Annotated in this window: 15 protein-coding genes; 4 read left to right on the forward strand and 11 right to left on the reverse strand. The window is 41.7% G+C overall.

Annotation, left to right across the window (positions count from 1 at the left end; translation table 11 throughout):
* Positions 1 to 97 precede the first annotated feature (97 nt).
* Together H6G17_RS04705 and H6G17_RS04710 are read right to left on the reverse strand one after the other, a co-directional pair.
* Positions 98 to 280, reverse strand: a complete 183-nt coding sequence (locus tag H6G17_RS04705; RefSeq protein ID WP_192154607.1) for a hypothetical protein — start codon at positions 278 to 280, stop codon at positions 98 to 100.
* A gap of 125 nt (positions 281 to 405) precedes the next feature.
* Positions 406 to 1,824, reverse strand: coding sequence for a 1-acyl-sn-glycerol-3-phosphate acyltransferase (locus H6G17_RS04710; protein WP_192154608.1), 1,419 nt, complete (start codon positions 1,822 to 1,824; stop codon positions 406 to 408).
* Positions 1,825 to 2,198: 374 nt separating this feature from the next.
* On the opposite strand from H6G17_RS04710, the gene H6G17_RS04715 reads away from it, so the two are divergent.
* Both H6G17_RS04715 and H6G17_RS04720 read left to right on the forward strand, forming a co-directional pair.
* Entirely contained in the window at positions 2,199 to 3,653 is a 1,455-nt protein-coding gene (locus tag H6G17_RS04715) for a condensation domain-containing protein (protein ID WP_192154609.1), read from the forward strand.
* A gap of 58 nt (positions 3,654 to 3,711) precedes the next feature.
* Positions 3,712 to 4,146, forward strand: a complete 435-nt coding sequence (locus H6G17_RS04720; protein WP_347276407.1) for a hypothetical protein — start codon at positions 3,712 to 3,714, stop codon at positions 4,144 to 4,146.
* 167 nt (positions 4,147 to 4,313) lie between these two features.
* Here the strand turns inward: H6G17_RS04720 and H6G17_RS04725 are convergent, their stop codons facing one another.
* Positions 4,314 to 5,150, reverse strand: coding sequence for a sugar transferase (locus H6G17_RS04725; protein WP_192154610.1), 837 nt, complete (start codon positions 5,148 to 5,150; stop codon positions 4,314 to 4,316).
* 1,267 nt (positions 5,151 to 6,417) lie between these two features.
* On the opposite strand from H6G17_RS04725, the gene H6G17_RS04730 reads away from it, so the two are divergent.
* Both H6G17_RS04730 and H6G17_RS04735 read left to right on the forward strand, forming a co-directional pair.
* On the forward strand, positions 6,418 to 7,578 hold the full coding sequence (locus tag H6G17_RS04730; protein ID WP_199316503.1) for a WecB/TagA/CpsF family glycosyltransferase: 1,161 nt from the start codon (positions 6,418 to 6,420) through the stop codon (positions 7,576 to 7,578).
* A 98-nt stretch (positions 7,579 to 7,676) separates the two neighbouring features.
* On the forward strand, positions 7,677 to 8,642 hold the full coding sequence (locus H6G17_RS04735) for a glycosyltransferase family 2 protein (RefSeq protein ID WP_192154611.1): 966 nt from the start codon (positions 7,677 to 7,679) through the stop codon (positions 8,640 to 8,642).
* A 92-nt stretch (positions 8,643 to 8,734) separates the two neighbouring features.
* Here H6G17_RS04735 and H6G17_RS04740 read toward each other — a convergent pair whose 3' ends face one another.
* From H6G17_RS04740 to H6G17_RS04775, 8 genes are all read right to left on the reverse strand, one after another.
* Positions 8,735 to 9,544, reverse strand: a complete 810-nt coding sequence (locus H6G17_RS04740; RefSeq protein ID WP_192154613.1) for a glycoside hydrolase family 16 protein — start codon at positions 9,542 to 9,544, stop codon at positions 8,735 to 8,737.
* A 107-nt stretch (positions 9,545 to 9,651) separates the two neighbouring features.
* Positions 9,652 to 10,710, reverse strand: coding sequence for a glycosyltransferase family 2 protein (locus H6G17_RS04745; RefSeq protein WP_192154615.1), 1,059 nt, complete (start codon positions 10,708 to 10,710; stop codon positions 9,652 to 9,654).
* Positions 10,711 to 10,763: 53 nt separating this feature from the next.
* Positions 10,764 to 12,626, reverse strand: a complete 1,863-nt coding sequence (locus H6G17_RS04750) for a hypothetical protein (protein ID WP_192154616.1) — start codon at positions 12,624 to 12,626, stop codon at positions 10,764 to 10,766.
* The gene (locus H6G17_RS04755; RefSeq protein ID WP_192154618.1) at positions 12,608 to 14,476 is read right to left on the reverse strand and encodes an asparagine synthase-related protein; all 1,869 of its coding nucleotides are present in this window, start codon (positions 14,474 to 14,476) and stop codon (positions 12,608 to 12,610) included. The genes H6G17_RS04750 and H6G17_RS04755 overlap by 19 nt, the downstream gene beginning before the upstream one ends.
* A gap of 22 nt (positions 14,477 to 14,498) precedes the next feature.
* On the reverse strand, positions 14,499 to 15,782 hold the full coding sequence (locus tag H6G17_RS04760; RefSeq protein WP_192154620.1) for a lipopolysaccharide biosynthesis protein: 1,284 nt from the start codon (positions 15,780 to 15,782) through the stop codon (positions 14,499 to 14,501).
* Positions 15,746 to 16,750, reverse strand: a complete 1,005-nt coding sequence (locus H6G17_RS04765; RefSeq protein ID WP_192154623.1) for a glycosyltransferase family 4 protein — start codon at positions 16,748 to 16,750, stop codon at positions 15,746 to 15,748. The genes H6G17_RS04760 and H6G17_RS04765 overlap by 37 nt, the downstream gene beginning before the upstream one ends.
* A 135-nt stretch (positions 16,751 to 16,885) precedes the next feature.
* Complete coding sequence (locus H6G17_RS04770) at positions 16,886 to 18,127, reverse strand: O-antigen ligase family protein (RefSeq protein WP_192154625.1); 1,242 nt, start codon at positions 18,125 to 18,127, stop codon at positions 16,886 to 16,888.
* 88 nt (positions 18,128 to 18,215) lie between these two features.
* On the reverse strand, positions 18,216 to 19,604 hold the full coding sequence (locus H6G17_RS04775) for a hypothetical protein (protein WP_192154627.1): 1,389 nt from the start codon (positions 19,602 to 19,604) through the stop codon (positions 18,216 to 18,218).
* Between the last annotated feature and the right edge of the window lie 120 nt (positions 19,605 to 19,724).

The raw sequence follows: 19,724 nt of genomic DNA on the forward strand, positions 1-19,724 counted from the left end.
AAGCCCATTAGAACAATAAAGCAGAACACAAAAAACCAAAATAGTCCTAGTCCCATCATGGCGATCGCCTCCAACCAAGCTTGTAACTTACCTGGTTCTATTGCTCAAGCAGAGTCAACACCCACACGAGGATAACAACGGTAAACGGTACTACAGCCAAAAGAAATAAAATTTTTGGTGTCAGCCTGGGATTGTGCATGACCGGGCTTAGAGTTGCTCGGACATATTTATCCCAAAAATCAGAATTCCAGAACTTAGAATGCGAGTCTTGCTCTGCCATCTCCTCCTCCTTGACTTTAGAAGAGATATATCTTTAAATTATCGATATTTTTCAGAGACGACTCGTGTTGAAATAAAAAGTAAAAATTGAAGGAGCGATCGCCTTGAGGAGATTTAAGCAGCAGGTTAGATTGTTTGTTCTAAAGCAGTTTGCAGATCTCTTGTCAGATCTGTAATAGCTTGCTTAGCACTGCGACGACTAGCTTGATATGTTTGCCAGCGATCTGAAACTGAAATTGGTTCGCCTACTGTCATTTGTACTGATTGCTTACCCAGTCGAGGACGACGAACGGTACTACTACCTTTAATTCGGGCAATTGTTTCCCACATCAACAAAGTTGTTTCGGCAAACCGCTCGATCGTCGGTTTCTCCCGAACGTACTTGCCCGTGACGGCGACAAAATTCTCTACGAGTCGCATGTGCCACATTCTCAGGTTAGCTTCCTGGGCAATGCGATCGGCTAATCCTCGCTCTATAGGAGACAGGGCTTCTACTTGCTTAATATCTTCTCGATAAATCCAATCCCAGCCCGCTTGTTCCAAACGACGACAGCGTTCGATCGCGCTACCTTGAGGTTGGAAGTGGAAATACTGCTCTGCTACTTGCAATGCCGCATCCATTAGTGCTTGCAATCGCGCTGCAAAGTCCCGTTCGGAATTAGGTAGTTTTAATCCTGAAGTATTTTCTGCTGACACTGTATCGGCAGCAATTGCATTAGCTGAAGTTGGCAATGTTTGACGGTAAAACCGAGTGTAAAATTCTTCCATCAAGGACAGCAGGTGTTCGCCTAATCGATAAAGTCGTTGGTAGAGCAGGGCTTCATCCATTGAGGCAATTTTTTCTTTTTCTTCCCCTTGCTTCAAACCACTATCTGCTTCCAATTCGCTCAATAACTTTTCTATAGGTTGCCAAGCAGGTTGAACGTAGGAATACTTAATTCCAATTGGCACGATGAAAACTTGTTCGGCGCGTCCAGCCTTCAGCAAATCTTCAACGCCCCAAAATCCTAACTGAGCGATTCCAGGTTCCAAAGGACTAACTATTTCACCGTGTCCGTTAGTGGCTCCTTCTGGAGCGACTGCCATGGGAAAGCTGCCGTTGATTAACAGATTTCGAGCTGTTCGCAACCCGAGCCGATCGACTTTGCCTCGATGAATGGGAATGCCACCCAAGTTGGAAAACAACCAACTGACATGCGCTCCCGCCCACAAAGGAATACCGCGATCGTAGAGAAAATGTGCGTGAATTGGACGTGGTAGCGATATTTGCTGTTGGCGTGCTACCCGTGGTACTAGACGATGCAGTAAGTACGCCATACAAAATGGATCGTCAGGGCTGGGATGCCGGAACGCCATGATAAAACGAGTTTTCCCAGCCCCAAAAGCCCGATAAAGATCGACTAAAACTTCTGTATTCTCTGCTTGAATGTGAGTAATCGCTGTTTGCGATCGCAGCAGGACAGGTGACAGCAGTTGAGTTACCCGCAGAACAAAGGGATTGAGAGCTGGAGGAATAAATTCTAGCTTATGTTGGGCGCGAACCATTAACAAACCTTTGAAGTCCCACTTGCTTTTATGCTAAACCATTCGTGCTGAAAGTTAGATTGGGTAGCTGAAGTTAAAAGTGTTGCTACTTCCTAATGTTGCCGAATACGGGCGATCGCGCATCCTATTCTTACTGTTTGAGCAAAAATCATACAACGCATACATCAAGTTATACATATTCCTGAACGCGATCGCTAACAATCAGTTTGCATACTGTTATAAGTAGCATACAGAGCAACAAGCACCGAGTAACAAGTAATGAATAAATGTCTAAGTCTCACCTTCGATTATACCCGAACTTCGTGAATTTTTCATTTTCATACAGCATTTTAAAAATAGAAAGACCCAGCAAACAACATAGTAAAGAAAGTATTATGTTCACTAAAAAAGATTTTGAGCAATCGGTTTCGATCCAGTCTTCCCTCACCTACTGGAAACAACAATTAGCAGGTTTACCACCTTTGTTATCACTCCCTACAGATCGACCGCGACGCACAGATCGAACTTATCGAGGTAGTTCTCAATCGTTTGTGCTGTCTCGGAAACTAACAACCGCACTCAGCTTGTTGAGCAGACAGGAAGGTGTCACCTTATTTACAACTTTATTAGCGGCATTGAATACTTTGCTTTACCGCTATACAGGTACGGAAGATATCGTAGTAGGTTCCCCTGTTGTTAAACAGAATTATTCATCAATAGACTTAACTTTTATTAATGCTCTAGTTCTTCGCACAAATTTGTCTGAAAACCCTAGTTTTCAGCAATTGCTAGAGCGAGTACGAGCAGTTATTTTGTCAGCGCAAAATCATCAAATTGTACCTCTCTCAGTCTTGATATCAAAATTACAGATGGTGGTAGATCCAAGTTATTCACCTCTATTTCAGGTAACATTGACCTTTAACGAAAATGTTTTTTTACAAGATATCGAACTTTCTAGCTTAGCTACAAGTCCTTGGGGAATAGAAGATAACACAGCGAAGATCGATCTAGCTTTGATGGTAGAACAAAATAGTAATGGATTGAAAGGAAGGTGGTTATACAACGCTAATCTATTTGATTCAGGCACAATTGAACGAATGAACGGGCATTTCCAAACTTTGTTAGCAAGTATAGTTGCTAACCCGCAACAGCCCATTGCTGAATTATCTCTACTAAATACACAAGAGCAACAGCAGCTACTTGTAGAATTGAATAATACTCAGACAGACTATCCCCGAGATAAATGCATCCATCAGTTATTTGAGCAGCAGGTAGTACAAAATCCAGAAGGGGTTGCTGCGATTTGTGAAGATCGACATCTGACATACGCACAGTTGAATGCAAAAGCCAACCAATTAGCTCGTTATTTACAACGACAAGGGGTAAAACCGAATGTTTTAGTAGGGCTGCATGTAGAGCGATCGCTCTTAATGATGGTGGCGCTACTGGGAATTCACAAGGCAGGCGGTGCTTACGTTCCCCTCGATCCCGATTTTCCACAGGAGCGCATCAGCTTCATGTTACAGGACTCTCAAGCTCCTGTTATCGTGACACAGCAAAAGTTCATTAGCAATTTGGTTGTCGAGCCGCATGTCAGTGTTATTCCCATCGATACGATGTGGGACGAGATTGAGCCAGAGGCGATCGCCAATCCTAATAGTGGGGTCAAGCCGGAAAACCCGAGCTACGTTATCTATACATCTGGTTCTACTGGTAAGCCGAAGGGTGTGATGGTAGAACACCGCAACGTAGTCAATCATTTGGTCGGCAACTCATACGCTGACGCAAGTAAATGGAATCGTTCCGATTGGTCGTGCGATCGCCAATCCCGAGCTGTATATTTTAGATAAGAACGGTCAACCCGTTCCCGTAGGAGCCGCAGGCGAACTGCCGCTCGGAGGCGAAGGTGTGACTCGCGGTTATCTGAATCGACCGGAGTTAACTCAAGAGCGGTTTATTCCCAATCCTTTGAGCCAAAATCCGGCAGACCGTCTCTACCGCACTGGAGACTTAGTACGATACCGCAGAGATGGCAATGTAGAGTTCCTCGGTCGCATCGACTTTCAAGTGAAAGTGCGAGGTTATCGCATTGAATTAGGGGAAATTGAAACAATTTTAAGTCGTCACGAGGCAGTTCGAGAAGCAGTCATTGTGGTTCGCGAAGATGTCCCCGGTAACAAGCGCCTGGTTGCCTACGTACTACCACGACCAGGACAAGTTTGTTTAGAGAAGTCACAAAGAGATGCTACTTTATCGATAGATGAGGTTGTAGCGAGGATAGTTATAATGAATTGCAGGTTTTTCATTTTACACCTTATGCTCCAGAACAAAAAGCAATGGTAGACATTTGGTTACAAGCTAAAAGCAGTTCACGCGCACGCATTTCATGCTGTGACAGTTCTTTGCTGCATTCAAATATATATTTGAGCTTGTCACCCTTCAACAATGTTGTACTTTTAAGAAAGCATTTACTGGTAGCTAAACAGCTACCAGCAATAATAAGCTATTACTTAGCAAGCGCCACGTTTAGTAAGAACAACATGTAGTGTTTTTAATAACAAATATAAATCATAAGTAACAGACCACTTAGATTGATAATCTAGATCCATCTGCACGATTGCTTCAAAATCTTTAACTCTGGAACGTCCATTTACCTGCCACTCACCCGTTATTCCTGGTTTAACCCATAACCGCTGCCAATGGTGAGGTTCGTATTGTTCGACTTCATTCACTGTGGGTGGTCGAGTACCGACTAAGCTCATCTGCCCCAGCAACACGTTCCAAAATTGTGGTAGTTCGTCTAAACTAGTACGGCGCAAAAAACGACCGACACGAGTAATACGTGGATCGTTTGAGTTTTTGAAAATCTGTCCTTGAGCTTCATTTTTGATTAGATGCTGTAATTGTTCAGCGTCAAGTATCATGGAGCGGAATTTCCAAATTCGGAAAGGATGACCGTACAAGCCGTAACGAATCTGGCTGTAAAAGATGGAACCAGGATTATCTATTTGCATGGCAACGACTATCGGAATCGCGACGACGGCGGTAATTCCTAGCCCAACTATAGCTCCTAAAATGTCAGTTAGGCGCTTGATACGGCTAGTAGTAGAGGGATGCGCCACTAATTTTTTAGTTATAGAAGCAATGTGGTTACTATTTAGGAACTGAGAAGCATTGGAGTTGGCAGTTGGGAAGCAAGATGAGGCGATCGCTTCGGTCGTTGACTCTTTTGTTTCACTATTCCTATATCTAGAAATAATTTTCCAGCTCTTGAAAGTCAAAAAATTAAATCTAAAGAGAATAATTGTTGCTAAGTTTCTGGAATTACGATATTGACTACTGTTCATAAAGTTATTAGCCTATACAATAGTTATATTTTCTGAATTAGGTAGATTGCATCCTAATTGCACTAAGAGAACGCTATATTTAAAACATTCACTGATAGATTTTGTTGGAAAACCACCAGAAGTTAAAGATATTAGTTCTTTCTAATTAAAGTATGCAAATAGGCTGTTTGCGATCGTGTATAAAAATAAGTATAACTTACTATAGAAGTTGTATGATTTGTATTCGTTTTTGTGTGAGTTAATCAAACTGAGAAAAAGTTCTAGAAAATCTTTTGTTATCTTTTCGGTTTTGATTGAGCTTCAATCGTTAACAAAGTTTAAACTTATTTTTTACTTAATCAGTCAATAGTACAATCATAAAAATGTTATAATAAAACTTAATTATGTAAATAGGTTGACTTGTGTACAATGTACGAGCTATTGATATAGTTCTAAGAATCACCGAAACACAATCTAACTATTATTAAGAAAAGTAAATATTTGTCCCTTTAGCATAGTTTTTTTCAGGTAATCTATATCTACGCACCTATAAACAATTACAGAAATAGCTTAAAGCATTGTTATATAGAGAACCCTTCTGCTAGTAACTATTACTTCTATCAATTCAAGATTAAAGGTTATAACAATAAATCTAAATAGTATCAGTCTTTCTACAAGAATACTACGTGTAGCAACATATAGTACTTCTAAATGATTTGTAGAGCGAGAGCAATTTTTTGTGAGGTTACATAAAATAAACCCTGCCACCTATGGCTTTTTTTCTTCCTCCTTTGTAAGGCGGATAAAGAAGGTTGGGCGGGGTCAGCATCATGTATAACTTTAAATTGAGCTGGTGTAAGCTTCTAGCCTATGTATGTAAAATATTTGCCTCACTTTCATAGCAAGGCTAGGATTATAATAGCATAAATTTATCATTTTCAAGCGAAAATTAAGGCGGAGTTTTCTAAAATTAATCTAGTACTTACAAACCGCTCAGAACAAACAAAAATGCAAACAATTCATACAACTCACACATTAAGTTAAACACTTTATTGAACACAAACGCAAATAAGCTGCTGGCATACTTGAATTTAGGCAAGATGTTTACTCAAAATAGGACACCGCGATAATTCTGACTTAAAACCGAAAATAAACCAATATTGAATTAGGTAGAGTCGAGGCTTGCGCCTATGAAGCCACGTAGCACACTTTATAACATCGTAGCTAAGAGTTTAGCTCTAACAAAGGAATAGCTGTGGCTTCAATTGAGTATTGCTGACAAAATCTTTTGAATCAACTATTTATCGAAATGCTCGAACAACTCAACATTCCTAACTTAGAAAATCTACCAAACCTCAACGTGCATCTGTTGAACCGACGAGTTACTTGTATGACAGTTCCAGCAATTGTTGAAGCAATTCATACAGCGTGCTTTACAAAGAAAAAGATTGTAATTGCACATTACAACGCGCACGGGTTTAACCTCTCAATGCAACTTCCTTGGTTTTATAATTTCCTCCAAGAGGTAGAGATTGCTCACTGTGATGGCTCAGGTATTTTAAAAGCAATGTCGTATATGGGATTAGAGTTACCCATACAGTACAGAGCTTCTTATACTGACTTGATGCCATCATTATTGCAACACTGCTATCAGCATGATTTTTCCATTTTTCTACTAGGCTCGAAGCCTCAACATCTAGAAGCAGCTCTCGACCGCCTAAGAAAACAATATCCAAGCCTCAAATTGTCTGGACATCATGGATACTTTAAGACGGACGATCCTCATCAGAATGAGACGGTCATTCGGCAAATCAACTCGGCAAAACCTGACATTTTAATAGTGGGTATGGGGATGCCACTGCAAGAAAATTGGATTCGGTTGCATCGCGACTATCTCAACGTTCATGCAATTATGTGTGGCGGAGCAATTATTGACAGACTAGCAGGTGTTATCACAGATTGCCCGAAATCGCTATCGAATCTTGGATTGGAGTGGTTATATCGCTTGTGCTGCGAACCTAAACGCCTTGCAGCGCGATATTTATTCGGCAATCCAGCGTTTGCATTTCAAGTTGCTTTAGCTAAGTTGTACGGCTCGCAGCTAAAAGTAGAATGCATGAGAACTACGAGTCACTCTTGCTTGAAGGGTCAAGGTAGCTCGGACGCATTATCAACCTGCAAGCTAGAATACGATTCTTCTACAGAAATTTACTCAAGCACGAAGCATTTTGGTCATTGTTTGGTTGAAGCGGGATTGTTGACTCAAGCACAAGTTGAGATTGCTCGTTCTGAGCAAAAATCAACAGGAATGAACTTAGATGAAGTTCTAATACATAAAAAATGGCTCAATCAACAAACGATTGAGTACTTCAAGGAAAAAGCGGTTTTACTCGATCGCTCCATGTCTTTAGGAGCGTCTTTACATACGAAAACGACCGCTCTTTTGTAGAAATTTAGACATCTTGGTTCAATTAGATAGCTGGTGACTTTTCAAACCGCATCGGACATCACCAGCTCGATCTCAACATTTCATTGTAGAGTTTTTTCATGATGATTACCCCTAAAGTTAGTGTTGTAATTCCCGCCTATAACGTTCGTTCGTACATTAAGGATGCGTTGACTTCGTTAGAGCGTCAATCTTTGCAAGAATTTGAGGTACTTGTTGTTGATGACGGTTCTACTGACGATACGGCAGAGATTGTTAAACCATTTTGTCAACGCGACTGCCGCTTTCAGTTGCTACAAAAACAGAATGGTGGTCTCTCTTCAGCTCGCAATTATGGTGTTCGCCATGCGCGTACTGACTATATCGCTCTACTGGATGCCGATGATGTCTACAAGCCTGATAAGCTAGCAACACATATTGCTTTACTCGATAGTATTTCAGAGGTAGGAGTTGTATATAGTGCTTCGCGGGCAATTCGTGAGGATGGGCATCCAACCTTTATATACCTTAGCGGTCAACCGATTGCATCCGATCCCCTCATAGCTTTGCTTTACAAGAATTTCATCGGTCATGGCTCTAACGCAGTCTTTCGTCGTTGCTTATTTGACCAAGTAGGTGGATTTAATGAAATGTTACGCGGTCGCGGTTGCGAGGATTTAGATTTCTGGTTAAGAATTGCATCTATGCAGCACTGGAACTTCTATCGATTGCCCCAAACCTTATGCTGTTATCGAGTTCGCCGCGCTGGAGTTTCATTTGATGTACGGCAAATGCAACTCTGTTACGAACACGCAATTGAGAATGCATATAGACGCTCCCCAGAACGATTGAAACCAGTTCTTTCAACGGCATATGCTTATATGTATCGCTATCTGGCTCGGTTATCTATAACATCTGGCGATACAGAACAAGCCTGCGATTTTATCGATCGCGCTCTAGCTTGCGATCGCTCAATTTTCTACCGCGATCCGCGATCGCTTCTAACTCTAGCATCTGTACGTTTAGCTCCGCTTGCCAAGTTCGTAATTAAGCAGACACTAGGGACGGCGAAATTGACAGCAAAATAGTTCTTGAAGTCATCCCCGCCATTTGCTGATTGCGAGTGAAAACTCGTTTGGAGCGAGTTTCTATTACAGGCTAAAGTCAACGCAAGCTACAATCATCGTCCTGACTTGCGTTGCCACACTCTAATATAGTCAATGAGATAGTACTTGGGAAATGTAGTGCGATCGGGAGGCATATTTTTCCAAGCAGGACCGACTGCTAAGTTGGCAACAATGTACAAGGGTTCTGCTGGAATGTTTGCAGCAACTTCATATCGCTTGCGTTCCACGCCATCTATATACCAGACGATGCGATCTGGCTCCCATTGCATGGCAAATGTATGATAGTCTGCTGAGAAATCAGGACCATTCCAGTAGGTACCTGAGTTTGCCTTGCCGTTAGCTGTTTTATAGTGGATGGTCATGTAAACGCCTTGAGGATCGTGACCGAGATATTCCATAACATCAAGCTCTGGAGGCCAGACATTTCTTCGCTGTGGGATGAGCCAGAATGCGGGCCAAAGACCACTGCCTTTTGGCATTTTGGCTCGCATTTCTATATAGCCATATTTAAATGAATATTTGTCATGAGAGGAGACCATTCCAGCAGTGTAGTTGTAGCCATTCATACTACGCCGTTGAGCGCGTAAACGCAGTTTTCCTTTTCGAGTTATTACGTCATCTGTTTGATACCATTGAATCTCCATATCTCCGTTAAGCTTGCAGCCCGTAGTTGCCCACCAGTAGCAGGTATTCCACTTATGAGTATTGAGTGTCGTACCATTGAATTCATCATGAAATGTCATCTGCCAGCCTGTTCCAGGAGGTTTGGCGATCGCGCAGCCTGGAAGTGATAATACAGATATATTAATGATGACTTGCAAAGCCAGTTTCTGCCACTTTTGCGGCAATGCTCTTAAAAACATCTACTTGATAATGCGCACATTACTCTGAATTCTGCGGTAATTAGGAAGTCTTAATGAGCGATCGCGCTCTACAAGGCTAGCGATCGCAATCTACAAGTCTATCTTTGTCAAGACTCAGCAATGACAGCTACTGTTACCAATCTTCTAGACTGCTCTTTTTGAATTTGACGTTTTTGCCAAGTAGCTCTCATTTTTATGGCAAGAGCTTCAACTTGGCGATAGAAAGGCTGAGGTAGCAACCATAAGGAATAAGCCGCCGCTAGAGTTAGCAGTGTTCTACCTGGCTCTTCAAGTACGATATGCCAGTAACTTACCACAGCTCGATTGATAAACTCTACAGCCATTGAGCCTGTTTTCAACATCACTGCTCTATGCGCTAGATACCTGAAATTGAAAGCTCTAGCTGGCTTTTCCCAGCGAGCGATTTGTTCTGGAGCATAAGAGCGTGCTTTTTCCATCACTTGTTCCCACGATCGCAACTGCTCGCGCAAATCAGTTGAGAGGCTTTCTAGATTGACTCGATATAGGGTTAGAGCATCAGGGATACCTTGAAATTGCCAATTCGTGGCGGCAGTAATCCGCAGCCAGCACTCAAAATCTTCCGAGCGGCGGAAGCGTTCGTCAAAATAAAAATCTTCTTCAGTACCGTAAAGATTGTCTCGAAAACGAATAGCTTCAAATACTTCTCGGCGAATCACAACTGTCGAACCGTTACCAACAGGATTTCGGCAAAGCATACGACGGAAAGTCATTTCTCCCTCAATTTCAGTCAAAAGATATAAACCTAAAGGTTTGCCTTGCTGGTCGATAAAAGCAGAGCGGCTAAAACTTACCCCCACATTTGGCGAATTATCTAAATGAGCAACGTGTTTCTCTAGCTTTTCCGATAACCAGAGATCGTCGCTATCTAAAAAAGCTAAATATTCACCTTGAGCATAACGAATACCAGTATTTCTAGCTCCGGCTAAGCCGCGATTCTGCTGGCGAATGAATTTAATTCTTGGGTCGGTGAATTGCTGACAAATTGTCATGCTGCGATCGGTAGAACCGTCATCAATTACAATTAACTCAAAGTATGGATAAGTCTGTGCTAACACAGAATTAACCGCTTCAGTTACGTATTGCTCGACATTGTATACAGGTAGAATGACGGAAACTTTTTTCATACTGAGTTTATGGATTGTAAATGTTAAGATTTGTATGTAAACGCTATCTGGTGTTAATACCGACGTACTGCCCAATAGTTCAATAAAGTTAGAATACGGAACAAAGCGTAGGGTGAATTAATATGGATCGTTCCTTTTTTATGTGGTGTTGGTGGGTTAGCCCAATTTGAAAGTGGCACGCTCCAAGGATCGCTACCCCAAAGAACAGAGATTAACTGTCGTTCTTTCGCTGGCGTACTTTCCCACATTTCGCGTAAAGTATTACTGTGAGTGACATACCAACCTAAGTTGGGCCAAGAACCATCTGTAGCGGGACCCAGGTCTCGATTTCTAGAGGTTGATTGGCATCTTCGCCATGCTCGACTTTTAGCTCGAATCAATAGCTTTTCTACATGAGAAGCATTCGGTCGCCAACCGAAGTTAGCATCTATAATTCCATCGCCACAAATCCGAGCTACTACCAATCCCCACAATTTAGTATTCAACTTCCATCGAGCAGGTATGCGGCTGTAGCAATCTGCAATTGCTCGATCTGCCATAAAAACATCGAAAGGAAATATCCGAAACATCAAACTATCGACTGTAGCTGCTTGATAACATCCTGGTCGGATACGTTTATCTTCTACTAACAGTCGGTCTTTGTCAGAAATTAAATCTAATGGTGTATCGCCAAACCATTCCTTCAAGCGTTGCTCGATCTCCATAGAAAATTCTGGTGGTGACTTTCGCTGAGGATACTCTGCCAAGAATCCATTGATGCGCCGACGATCGAACTTGAAAATTGGAATGCGATATCTAAAAAACTGATGAAGACTTCTTTCTAAGGCATCTCCCTTCAACACCATATCTACCGGACAAGCTGTTAGTACGGTGCGAACACCCATTTGCTGAATCAAGTCACGGGTTCCCAGAAAATGATTATCTTCAGCCGACCACATCGCTCCAGACAGACGTACACCTTGGCGCATCCATCTGGGATAATAGTCATCATCTCTAGCAAAACCGACGTATTTGACTCCTGCTGCTTCACAGAGTTGATGAGCTAGGTTAGCTTCCTGATTGGGTATGTCGTAGAGATTTACGCCATATATACAGGATCTATCGGCAGCAGAGAAGAGAACTAGGCGTGAATCCAAACCGCCACTAGTGTAGCTGACAATAGGCCCAAGGCGGGGAAGGGTACGGATGCGAATGGCGTGACGAACAGCATTTGAGAGTTGTTCGACAGCTGTTTGTAGATCTGGAAACCAGCCATATTGAAAGGGCTGCCAGTATTGACGCTGACGACAAGTACGCTCTGGCAGCTGCCAACACCAATGAGTAGCAGCTCTAGCGTATTCGATCTCGTTGTAGTAAGTGTGGGGAGGGGTGGCTTGCCATTCCCGTAAAAACTCCGCCATCGAGACGTAATCGGCAGTTGTCTGCACGGCGCGATCGTCGGCTATAGCATCGGCAAAAGTCGAGATGACACAACCTTCTACAACCTGGGGGCGATACAAAAATACGGGATGGAAGCCAAAATGATCTGTCAACAGGTGCAGTTGTTGCTGTCTGGGATCCCAAATTAACAGTGCTGCGGCACCGTTGTGTCGTTCGACCGCCGCTATCCCACCAGACAAATAGCGTTCGAGAATCAGACGATTGCTCAAACCACCCTTGTACTGATGCATGGTTTCTGCTCTTTGCCAATCTGGTTCGTCCCAAGCGACTCTGCCTGAAGTGATGACGCGAACTCCGGTTTGCGGGTCGCACGCCGGACCAAATAGAGATGGGTCGTCGTGGCTGACCCAAGCCACTGCCATTTCCGGCTCGCGCACAATCTGCGTGTATTCATCTGAAAAGAAGGTTAGACGCTCTGCCGCTTTGTTGATGCGTCTTTGTTCTACATTCCCTACAACTACATACAGTCCTGCCATGCCATTTCCTCACAGTACTTTGTTTCGTAGCGAACAGACCAATAGTTGAGTAGGGTTACTATGCGAAAGAAATCATAGGGAGATTTTGCCCACTGCTCCAAAGGCACTTGCCATGGATTACTTCCCCACAAATCTGTCATTAATTGGCGATCGCCTAAAGGAGTGGTTTCCCACATTTGCCGCAGTGTAGAACTGTGGCAAATATACCAACCTAAGTTGGGCCAAGAACCATCTGTGGCAGGACCTTGATTGTTTATCTTAGGCGTTAATCCCAGTCGTCGTTGCATTCCACTTCTAGCACGAACCAGAAGTTTTTCTACATGAGAAGCATTCGGTCGCCAGCCATAACTGGTAGTCACGTTAGCAGAACTACAAATCCGAGCTACCACCGTTCCCCACAATTTAGTATTCAATTTCCACTGAGCAGGTATGCGACTGTAGCAGTCAGCAATTGCTCGATCCGCGAGGAAAGTATCATAAGGAAAAATGCGGAACATCACTTGACCGGAAAGTGCCGAAACATAGCATACTGGACGAGATCTTTTGTCTTCAACTCTGAGTCGATCCTCGTCAGAAGTGAGAATGGACGGCGTACCTTCAAACCACTTTCTAAAACGCTCGTCAATCTGTTGATTGAATTTAGTAGGTGAGGATAGTTGTTGATATTCAGGGTAAGGTAAAAAGCTATTGGTTCGGCTGTTTTTATACTTGAAAATCGGTAAAGTTCGTCCCATCAAGCGCCTATGCTCTTTGTCGAGGGTATAGCCTTTAAATAGTAGGTCAGTTGCGCAGGCTGACATAACAGTGCGAGTGCCGATTTGTTGAATGAGATCGCGAGTTCCCAGAAAATGATTATCCTCCGCCGACCACATTGCACCAGAGAGGCGAACGCCTTGGCGCATCCATCTGGGATAATAATCATCATCTCTGGCAAAACCAACGTATTTGACCCCGGCTGCGTCACACAGTTGTTGAGCTAAGTTAGCTTCCTGATTGACTGCATCGTAGAGATTGACACCATGCACGCAGGACTTGTCAGCAGCAGAAAAAAGGAGAACTCGCGAGTCTAGACCACCACTCGTATAGATTGTTACAGGGGCTAAACGAGGCAGAGTCCGAATCCGAATCGCGTTGGTAACAGCTTCAGATAGTTCTTCTACAGCTGTTTCAAAGTTGAGTGACGGTGGATTCTGAAAAGGCTTCCAATACTCGCGGCAGTTAGACGTATGATTTGAAATATTCCAACACCAATGACTAGCAGCTCCGGCGTATTTGATTTCATTGTAGTAAGTGTGGGGAGGGGTGGCTTGCCATTCCCGTAAAAACTCCGCCATTGAGACGTAATCGGCAGTTGTCTGCACGGCGCGATCGTCGGCTATAGCATCGGGAAATGTCGAGATGACACAACCTTCCACGCGCTGGGGATAGTACAAGAATACGGGATGGAAGCCGAAATGGTCGGTCAATAAGTGGATGCACTGCTGTCTGGGATCCCAAATTAACACTACTGCGGCACCATTGTGTCGTTCGACCGCCGCTACGCCACCAGATAAATAGCGTTCGAGAATCAGGCGATTGCTCAAACCACCCTTGTACTGATGCATGGTTTCTGCTCTTTGCCAATCTGGTTCGTCCCAAGCGACTCTGCCTGAGGTGATGACGCGAACCCCTGTTTGCGGGTCACACGCCGAACCAAATAGAGATGGGTCGTCGTGGCTGACCCAAGCCACTGCAATGCCACTCTCATGAATTATCTGCGTGTCTTCATCGGAAAAAAAGCTGAGACGTTGTGCCGCTTTGACAATCCGATTTCTTTCTACATTCCCTATAACTGCATATAGTCCTGCCATTATTCCTTCCTAATTTCCTAATTTAATAAACTGTTCTTCGGAAAACATACCGTGTCACTCTAAACGTATAAACTGGTAGAGCCGTTGCATGAATTAATAAAACTGCTGCCGCAACTCCTAAAGTGTTCCAGCGAGTACCGATGGATACTGCTAAAGCGAAAATTGCCGTGAAGAAAAAATTCCATGCGAGGTCCCAGTGTGGCTTATCTAGTGCCCATATACTCAACGAGGCTGCAGTGGCGAAAGGACGAGGAATTCCTGACAAGCAAATTAAGATCAGAATGGGAATTGCAGGAATCCATTTATGCCCGTAAATAATGGGGACGTAGAAAGGAGCTAGGCTAGATTGCAATAGAATCAAAGGCACGATAACTACAGCAATTGTTTTTAAACTACTGAGATAACGGCATCGAAATTGTTTCAAGTTTGTGCGAGCATCACATAAATGAGGAAATAGCGCTCGATCTATAGCACTAGCTACACTAAGAGTGAGTACCAGTCCAGCATTGAAAGCAAAGTAATAGATTCCTAAAGCTTGAACTCCTAGAAAACGTCCTACTATAATGTAATCTAAATTATTTCTCAAAGTGTTCAATAGTTCAATCCCCAGAATAGTTTGACCAAATTTAATAATTTCTTGCCAATGCTTCACGGTCAAAATTCGAGAAGGTCGCCAGTCGTGATAAATATAGTTACCGATAACGAAAATAGGAGCTACTAAAACTCTTGGTAAAACCATAGCCCACATACCACAACCTAAAAAAGCTAAAATAATAGACAGTACGCTTGCAATTAAATTTTGTAAACCACTGATAATCGCACTCACATGTAAACGATTTTCTCGCTGAATTAGCGCTGCTTGAACTAGAGAAATAGGAAGTATTAAATAGATGGAAGCTAAAACACAAATAGGCAGAATAATTTGATTGTCATGATAGAACCAGGCAACTGGAAAGGCAACTAGGCATTGAACGATGAATAGTAAACCACAAATCAACCAATTTAGCCAAAAAGCAGTTTGACAAAAGTTTTTTAAATCTTTTGTATCGACTTGAACTAGCTTAGCCCAAACTCCATTATGAGTGAAAACATCGACAAATTCATTTGTTGTCAGTACGAGTGCGGCTAAACCGTAATCGTAGGGTTTAAGTAAACGAGCTAAGACAATAACAGTGAGTAGGCGGGTAATACGAATAAAGAGTTCTGAAGCTCCTAGCCAACTCATATTACGAATAAACGGACTCGATGATTTCTGCCATAGTAAGTTAATCAAAGCTCTAGAACCTCCCAAAGCAAAGTTCGCCATTGACTTAAATATCGATCCCAAGCTCCTCTAACCGACTCTCGACCTTTACTTCCCCAGGTTTCTATTTGAGTTTGTGGCAGTGAAGCAAAATACTGAATTGCTTGAGCTAATGCTTGAGGATTGTCTGGAGGCGTAAGAACACCACAGTATTGAACTTGTTCGGTTAAGCCATCGATATTGGAAGCAATAACTGGCTTACCTGCTGCTTTAGCCTCTAAGCAAACGTTACCCCAAGGTTCCCAACGGGAGGGAATCACTACAACATCAGCTCTCAGCAAAAAACTAGGTAGATCGTCAACACGTCCCACAAATTTAGTGTTTTCTAATCCGCGAGCTAATTGCTTGAGTTCATTTTCTTGCAATCCCTCACCACCAAGGTATAGCCTGATTGGGATGTGTTGAAGCATTTTTAAAGCCTTGAGCAAAATATCAAATCCTTTTTGCGAGCAAAACCTTCCATATGCTGCTAAAACTAGAGTTTTGTCTCTAGGTTTTTGAGTAAGTGTAAAAAGTTTCTGTATAGGCGTACACTGTTGAATCAATGTTAACTTTTTAGGTAAAACTAAAGAATTTTTTGCCATCCATTCCACCTGGGCTTGTGAAATTGCTATCACTTGATTTGATAAACCATAATTTAGTTTCAACATTTCATGAAACTGGATTCTATTAGAGATATTAAACTGTTCGTAACCTTGAGAATAATGGTGTTCGCGGATAATGATTTTAGCATGAGGATTTAGTAGTTTTAGTAGTTTTAAAACTGGCAAATTTTTTAGACGAGAAGCCTGACTACACATAATGACATCTGGCTTTAAACATAAACATTTGGAAATCGACTTATTTGAATTAAGAGACAAAATACTAAACTCAAACTCTTTAGATAAGTAAGAATTCACTAATCCATCAAGGGTGAATTTAATTCCACCCATCTGGTTATCTCCTGCAATCTGAAGTATTTTAGGTTTCATTTTTAGTAGTTTTCAAAGTCAGTTCTATTTTTGTTTATTTTTCAGGTATACGCGACTTGTTTTTACAATACTTTTCTACGTAATAGAAATCACGATCTATAAATTATTTACAGGAGCGAGAATAAAATCTATCATTTACTTGCTTTTAAAAGCAATTCCTATTATTAATAAACCCGCCCAGTAAATATAAGCCAAATCACTTATATTTTCACTGAAAGTAAATATAAATAATACCAACAATATACTCAATCCAATCTCGGCAATCTTATTCCTTTGTGCTTTCATTAGCAGATCTATAAAGCTCCACAAAAGAGGAAAAATAAACGCGATAAAACCCACTAGTCCTTGAACGTATAAAAGACCAGACCATGTACTATGACTACCAATAGGCATAGATGCTACAATAATAGGACCTTTTTCTTCAGTAGCTCCATGTCCCCAAATAGGAGCCTCTTTTTCCCATTTGTATAGAGCCATGTCACTTAAAGTTTTTCTAACTTTTGAAGAGCTGGCTCTACTACTATTAAATAGCTTCTCAAAAAGTTCCAATAGTTCGATCGCTAGACTCGCAAAAACGGCACCAAAGAAACTTGATATTCCTAGAATAACGTGAACTAGAGGCTGGTTGATTTTTTTTATAAACAAAGTCAAAAATGGAATGATAAAAAGACATAAAATAGCCGATCGCGAAACTGAAAGTACAATCATAGCAATACAACTAATTATGCCTATCCATCGCCATTTTTTATTCTGTTCTTCACGCGCAAGTAAGAAGTAGATATTAGCAACTAATCCTAAAGCAGGAGCCCAAGGAGCAAACAGAGATAGACGAACTTGGTTAGTATCAATATCAAAACTATGAAGTGATATTGCATAATACATAGGTCCACCTCCTAAAAACTTTAGTGGAGAGATGTACGCACTATCTGGGATATTTAAAGCTATTAATATGTAGGCAATGGGAATTATAACTAAGCTTTGTAAACAAAGGATACAAACTGCTCGGTAAATCAGTGCTGGTCTGATATTGAGACAACTAATTAGAGGAAATAGTGCCCAGAGAGACCACCGCCTAGCCCAGTTAGCTGTTGAGGCAATTATCTTAAATAACCCTAATTCAAAGTCTACGTGACCAACAATCATTCCCAATCCCATAATGATTATAGAAATAAGCCAAATCCAAATTGAAAGGGGAATAACAATTTTTTCTTCTTCTAAAGTTCGCTCGGTTTGAATCCAAAGTTTTTTACATACATATAACGTCAGCAACCAAGCGATCGCGGGGATGACAACATATTGCGCTCCCAATAAAAAGAATATATACGTTCCTATTAGGGAGTACCAAACTACTTTTTCTTCAAAGTTTTGAGGTGCCATTTTTAGGAGATTTCCCTTCCCTGTAAAATTTTAGTAATGAGTTGGAGCTTAATCGCAGTTGTATATGCTTTGAACGCACAGAATAAACTCATTTGCCTGTTGATGTTTTACCTTGGCGCAACCAATGCAATCCTAGTCCCGTACTTACAAACAAGGAGCATAATATCGTGCCTACCAAAACAAATTCCTGTCTCGGCCAACTGGGAGTATCAGCTAAAGTAGGTTCTGTAACAATTTCCATTAATGGGTAGGAGCCAAAAATGTTTGATTTTCCAAGATCTAATTTTGCTAGGTTAGAGGAGAAAACTGCTTTAGCAACTTCTACATCTCGCTTGAGAGCATCTAGAGTATTTTCTTGCTCTGTCAATTTTTTTAGTCTGTCTTCAAATTGAATAATTTGCTTGTCTAGTCTCTGAGCTTGACCTTGAAGCCCTGTTCGATCTGCTCGAACTATCATTAATTGCTGGAATAACTGCTCTCGTGCTGAGTCAGAGTTGCTACTAAGATCCAATTGCCGCAGGCTCGCCAAACTGATTTGTCTTCCTAAGAGAAAATGACTCTGGTTTAGAAGGGCTTTTTCAGCTGCTTCTCTCTTAGCTTCCTGTTCGACCACTATAGGGGCATTAGGCAAAAACTTGGAGCTTAAAACATCCAGAGCAGCCTTCGTTTCACTATAATCTTTTAAGTTCTGCTGAAATACTCGATCTGTTTTCAAGGTCAAAGCATCTGCTACCAGTTGAGCTGATGAATTTAGATCGGCTGATATTTGTTTCAAACGATCGCTGGCTTGCTGCTGTTGAGCTAAAACTTCAGCTTTTTGTCTACGTAATTGTTCAATAGTTCCTAAAAGCTCTCTGAGTCGATCGCTAGAGTTTAATCCTGAATGAATTTTATAATTTGAAAGACGTTTTTGAGCAATTTCTAGCTTTTTTTTAGAAGTATCAAGAGCGATTTGAAAAGCTACATTTCTTCGAGTTACTCCTTGACTTCTAATTCGATCAAGCTTTGTTTCAAAAACTTGGTAAAAAGTCAAAGATTTATTTCGAGCTTCCTGCGGACTAGCACCTTTAAAATTTACCTCCATAATAGCACTATTGACTACTAGCTTAATCTGTGGCTTACCAAACTGCTTTGAAGACATACTCAGATGCTGCGCTGCTGCTTTCAGTATAGGTAGGCTTTCAGCTATAAATTTGTAATTTTCTCTCGGATCTTGAGTAGAACCGCCAGAGTACGGAGTAGAATTTTGATAAGAAGCTTCTCCAATGTTAGGCAAATTAACATTAACAGATGAACCCTCTCCAGGCACGGCGATCGCTGAATGACTAGTATAAGTTGGCGGCACAAACTTGAGATAAAGTAAAGCAGAAATCCAAATAGTTGCATTAGTAATTAATCCAAGGGTTAAATAAAATTGCCAACGCCCACGATTGGTCAATGATTTATGAGGATTTAACTTAGGAAGTGCTATAGACATAAGGCGGTATAAATTTGGTATGGTCAAAAAAAGATGTGTTAAATTACCAAGCTTGCGAATGTATGAACTAATTTACTGCTTGTTGCTCGGTAGTACGCTACTTATAACAGTATGCAAACA

This window comes from Chroococcidiopsis sp. [FACHB-1243], from assembly GCF_014696895.1.
Taxonomy (GTDB): Bacteria; Cyanobacteriota; Cyanobacteriia; order Cyanobacteriales; family Chroococcidiopsidaceae; genus Chroococcidiopsis.

Excerpts from the sequence above, each read along its gene's own strand:
- H6G17_RS04705 (WP_192154607.1), bottom strand. The coding sequence starts at position 280 with ATGGCAGAGCAAGACTCGCATTCTAAGTTCTGGAATTCTGATTTTTGG.
- H6G17_RS04710 (WP_192154608.1), bottom strand. The coding sequence starts at position 1,824 with ATGGTTCGCGCCCAACATAAGCTAGAATTTATTCCTCCAGCTCTCAAT.
- H6G17_RS04715 (WP_192154609.1), top strand. The coding sequence starts at position 2,199 with ATGTTCACTAAAAAAGATTTTGAGCAATCGGTTTCGATCCAGTCTTCC.
- H6G17_RS04725 (WP_192154610.1), bottom strand. The coding sequence starts at position 5,150 with ATGAACAGTAGTCAATATCGTAATTCCAGAAACTTAGCAACAATTATT.
- H6G17_RS04735 (WP_192154611.1), top strand. The coding sequence starts at position 7,677 with ATGATGATTACCCCTAAAGTTAGTGTTGTAATTCCCGCCTATAACGTT.
- H6G17_RS04740 (WP_192154613.1), bottom strand. The coding sequence starts at position 9,544 with ATGTTTTTAAGAGCATTGCCGCAAAAGTGGCAGAAACTGGCTTTGCAA.
- H6G17_RS04745 (WP_192154615.1), bottom strand. The coding sequence starts at position 10,710 with ATGAAAAAAGTTTCCGTCATTCTACCTGTATACAATGTCGAGCAATAC.
- H6G17_RS04750 (WP_192154616.1), bottom strand. The coding sequence starts at position 12,626 with ATGGCAGGACTGTATGTAGTTGTAGGGAATGTAGAACAAAGACGCATC.
- H6G17_RS04755 (WP_192154618.1), bottom strand. The coding sequence starts at position 14,476 with ATGGCAGGACTATATGCAGTTATAGGGAATGTAGAAAGAAATCGGATT.
- H6G17_RS04760 (WP_192154620.1), bottom strand. The coding sequence starts at position 15,782 with ATGGCGAACTTTGCTTTGGGAGGTTCTAGAGCTTTGATTAACTTACTA.
- H6G17_RS04765 (WP_192154623.1), bottom strand. The coding sequence starts at position 16,750 with ATGAAACCTAAAATACTTCAGATTGCAGGAGATAACCAGATGGGTGGA.
- H6G17_RS04770 (WP_192154625.1), bottom strand. The coding sequence starts at position 18,127 with ATGGCACCTCAAAACTTTGAAGAAAAAGTAGTTTGGTACTCCCTAATA.
- H6G17_RS04775 (WP_192154627.1), bottom strand. The coding sequence starts at position 19,604 with ATGTCTATAGCACTTCCTAAGTTAAATCCTCATAAATCATTGACCAAT.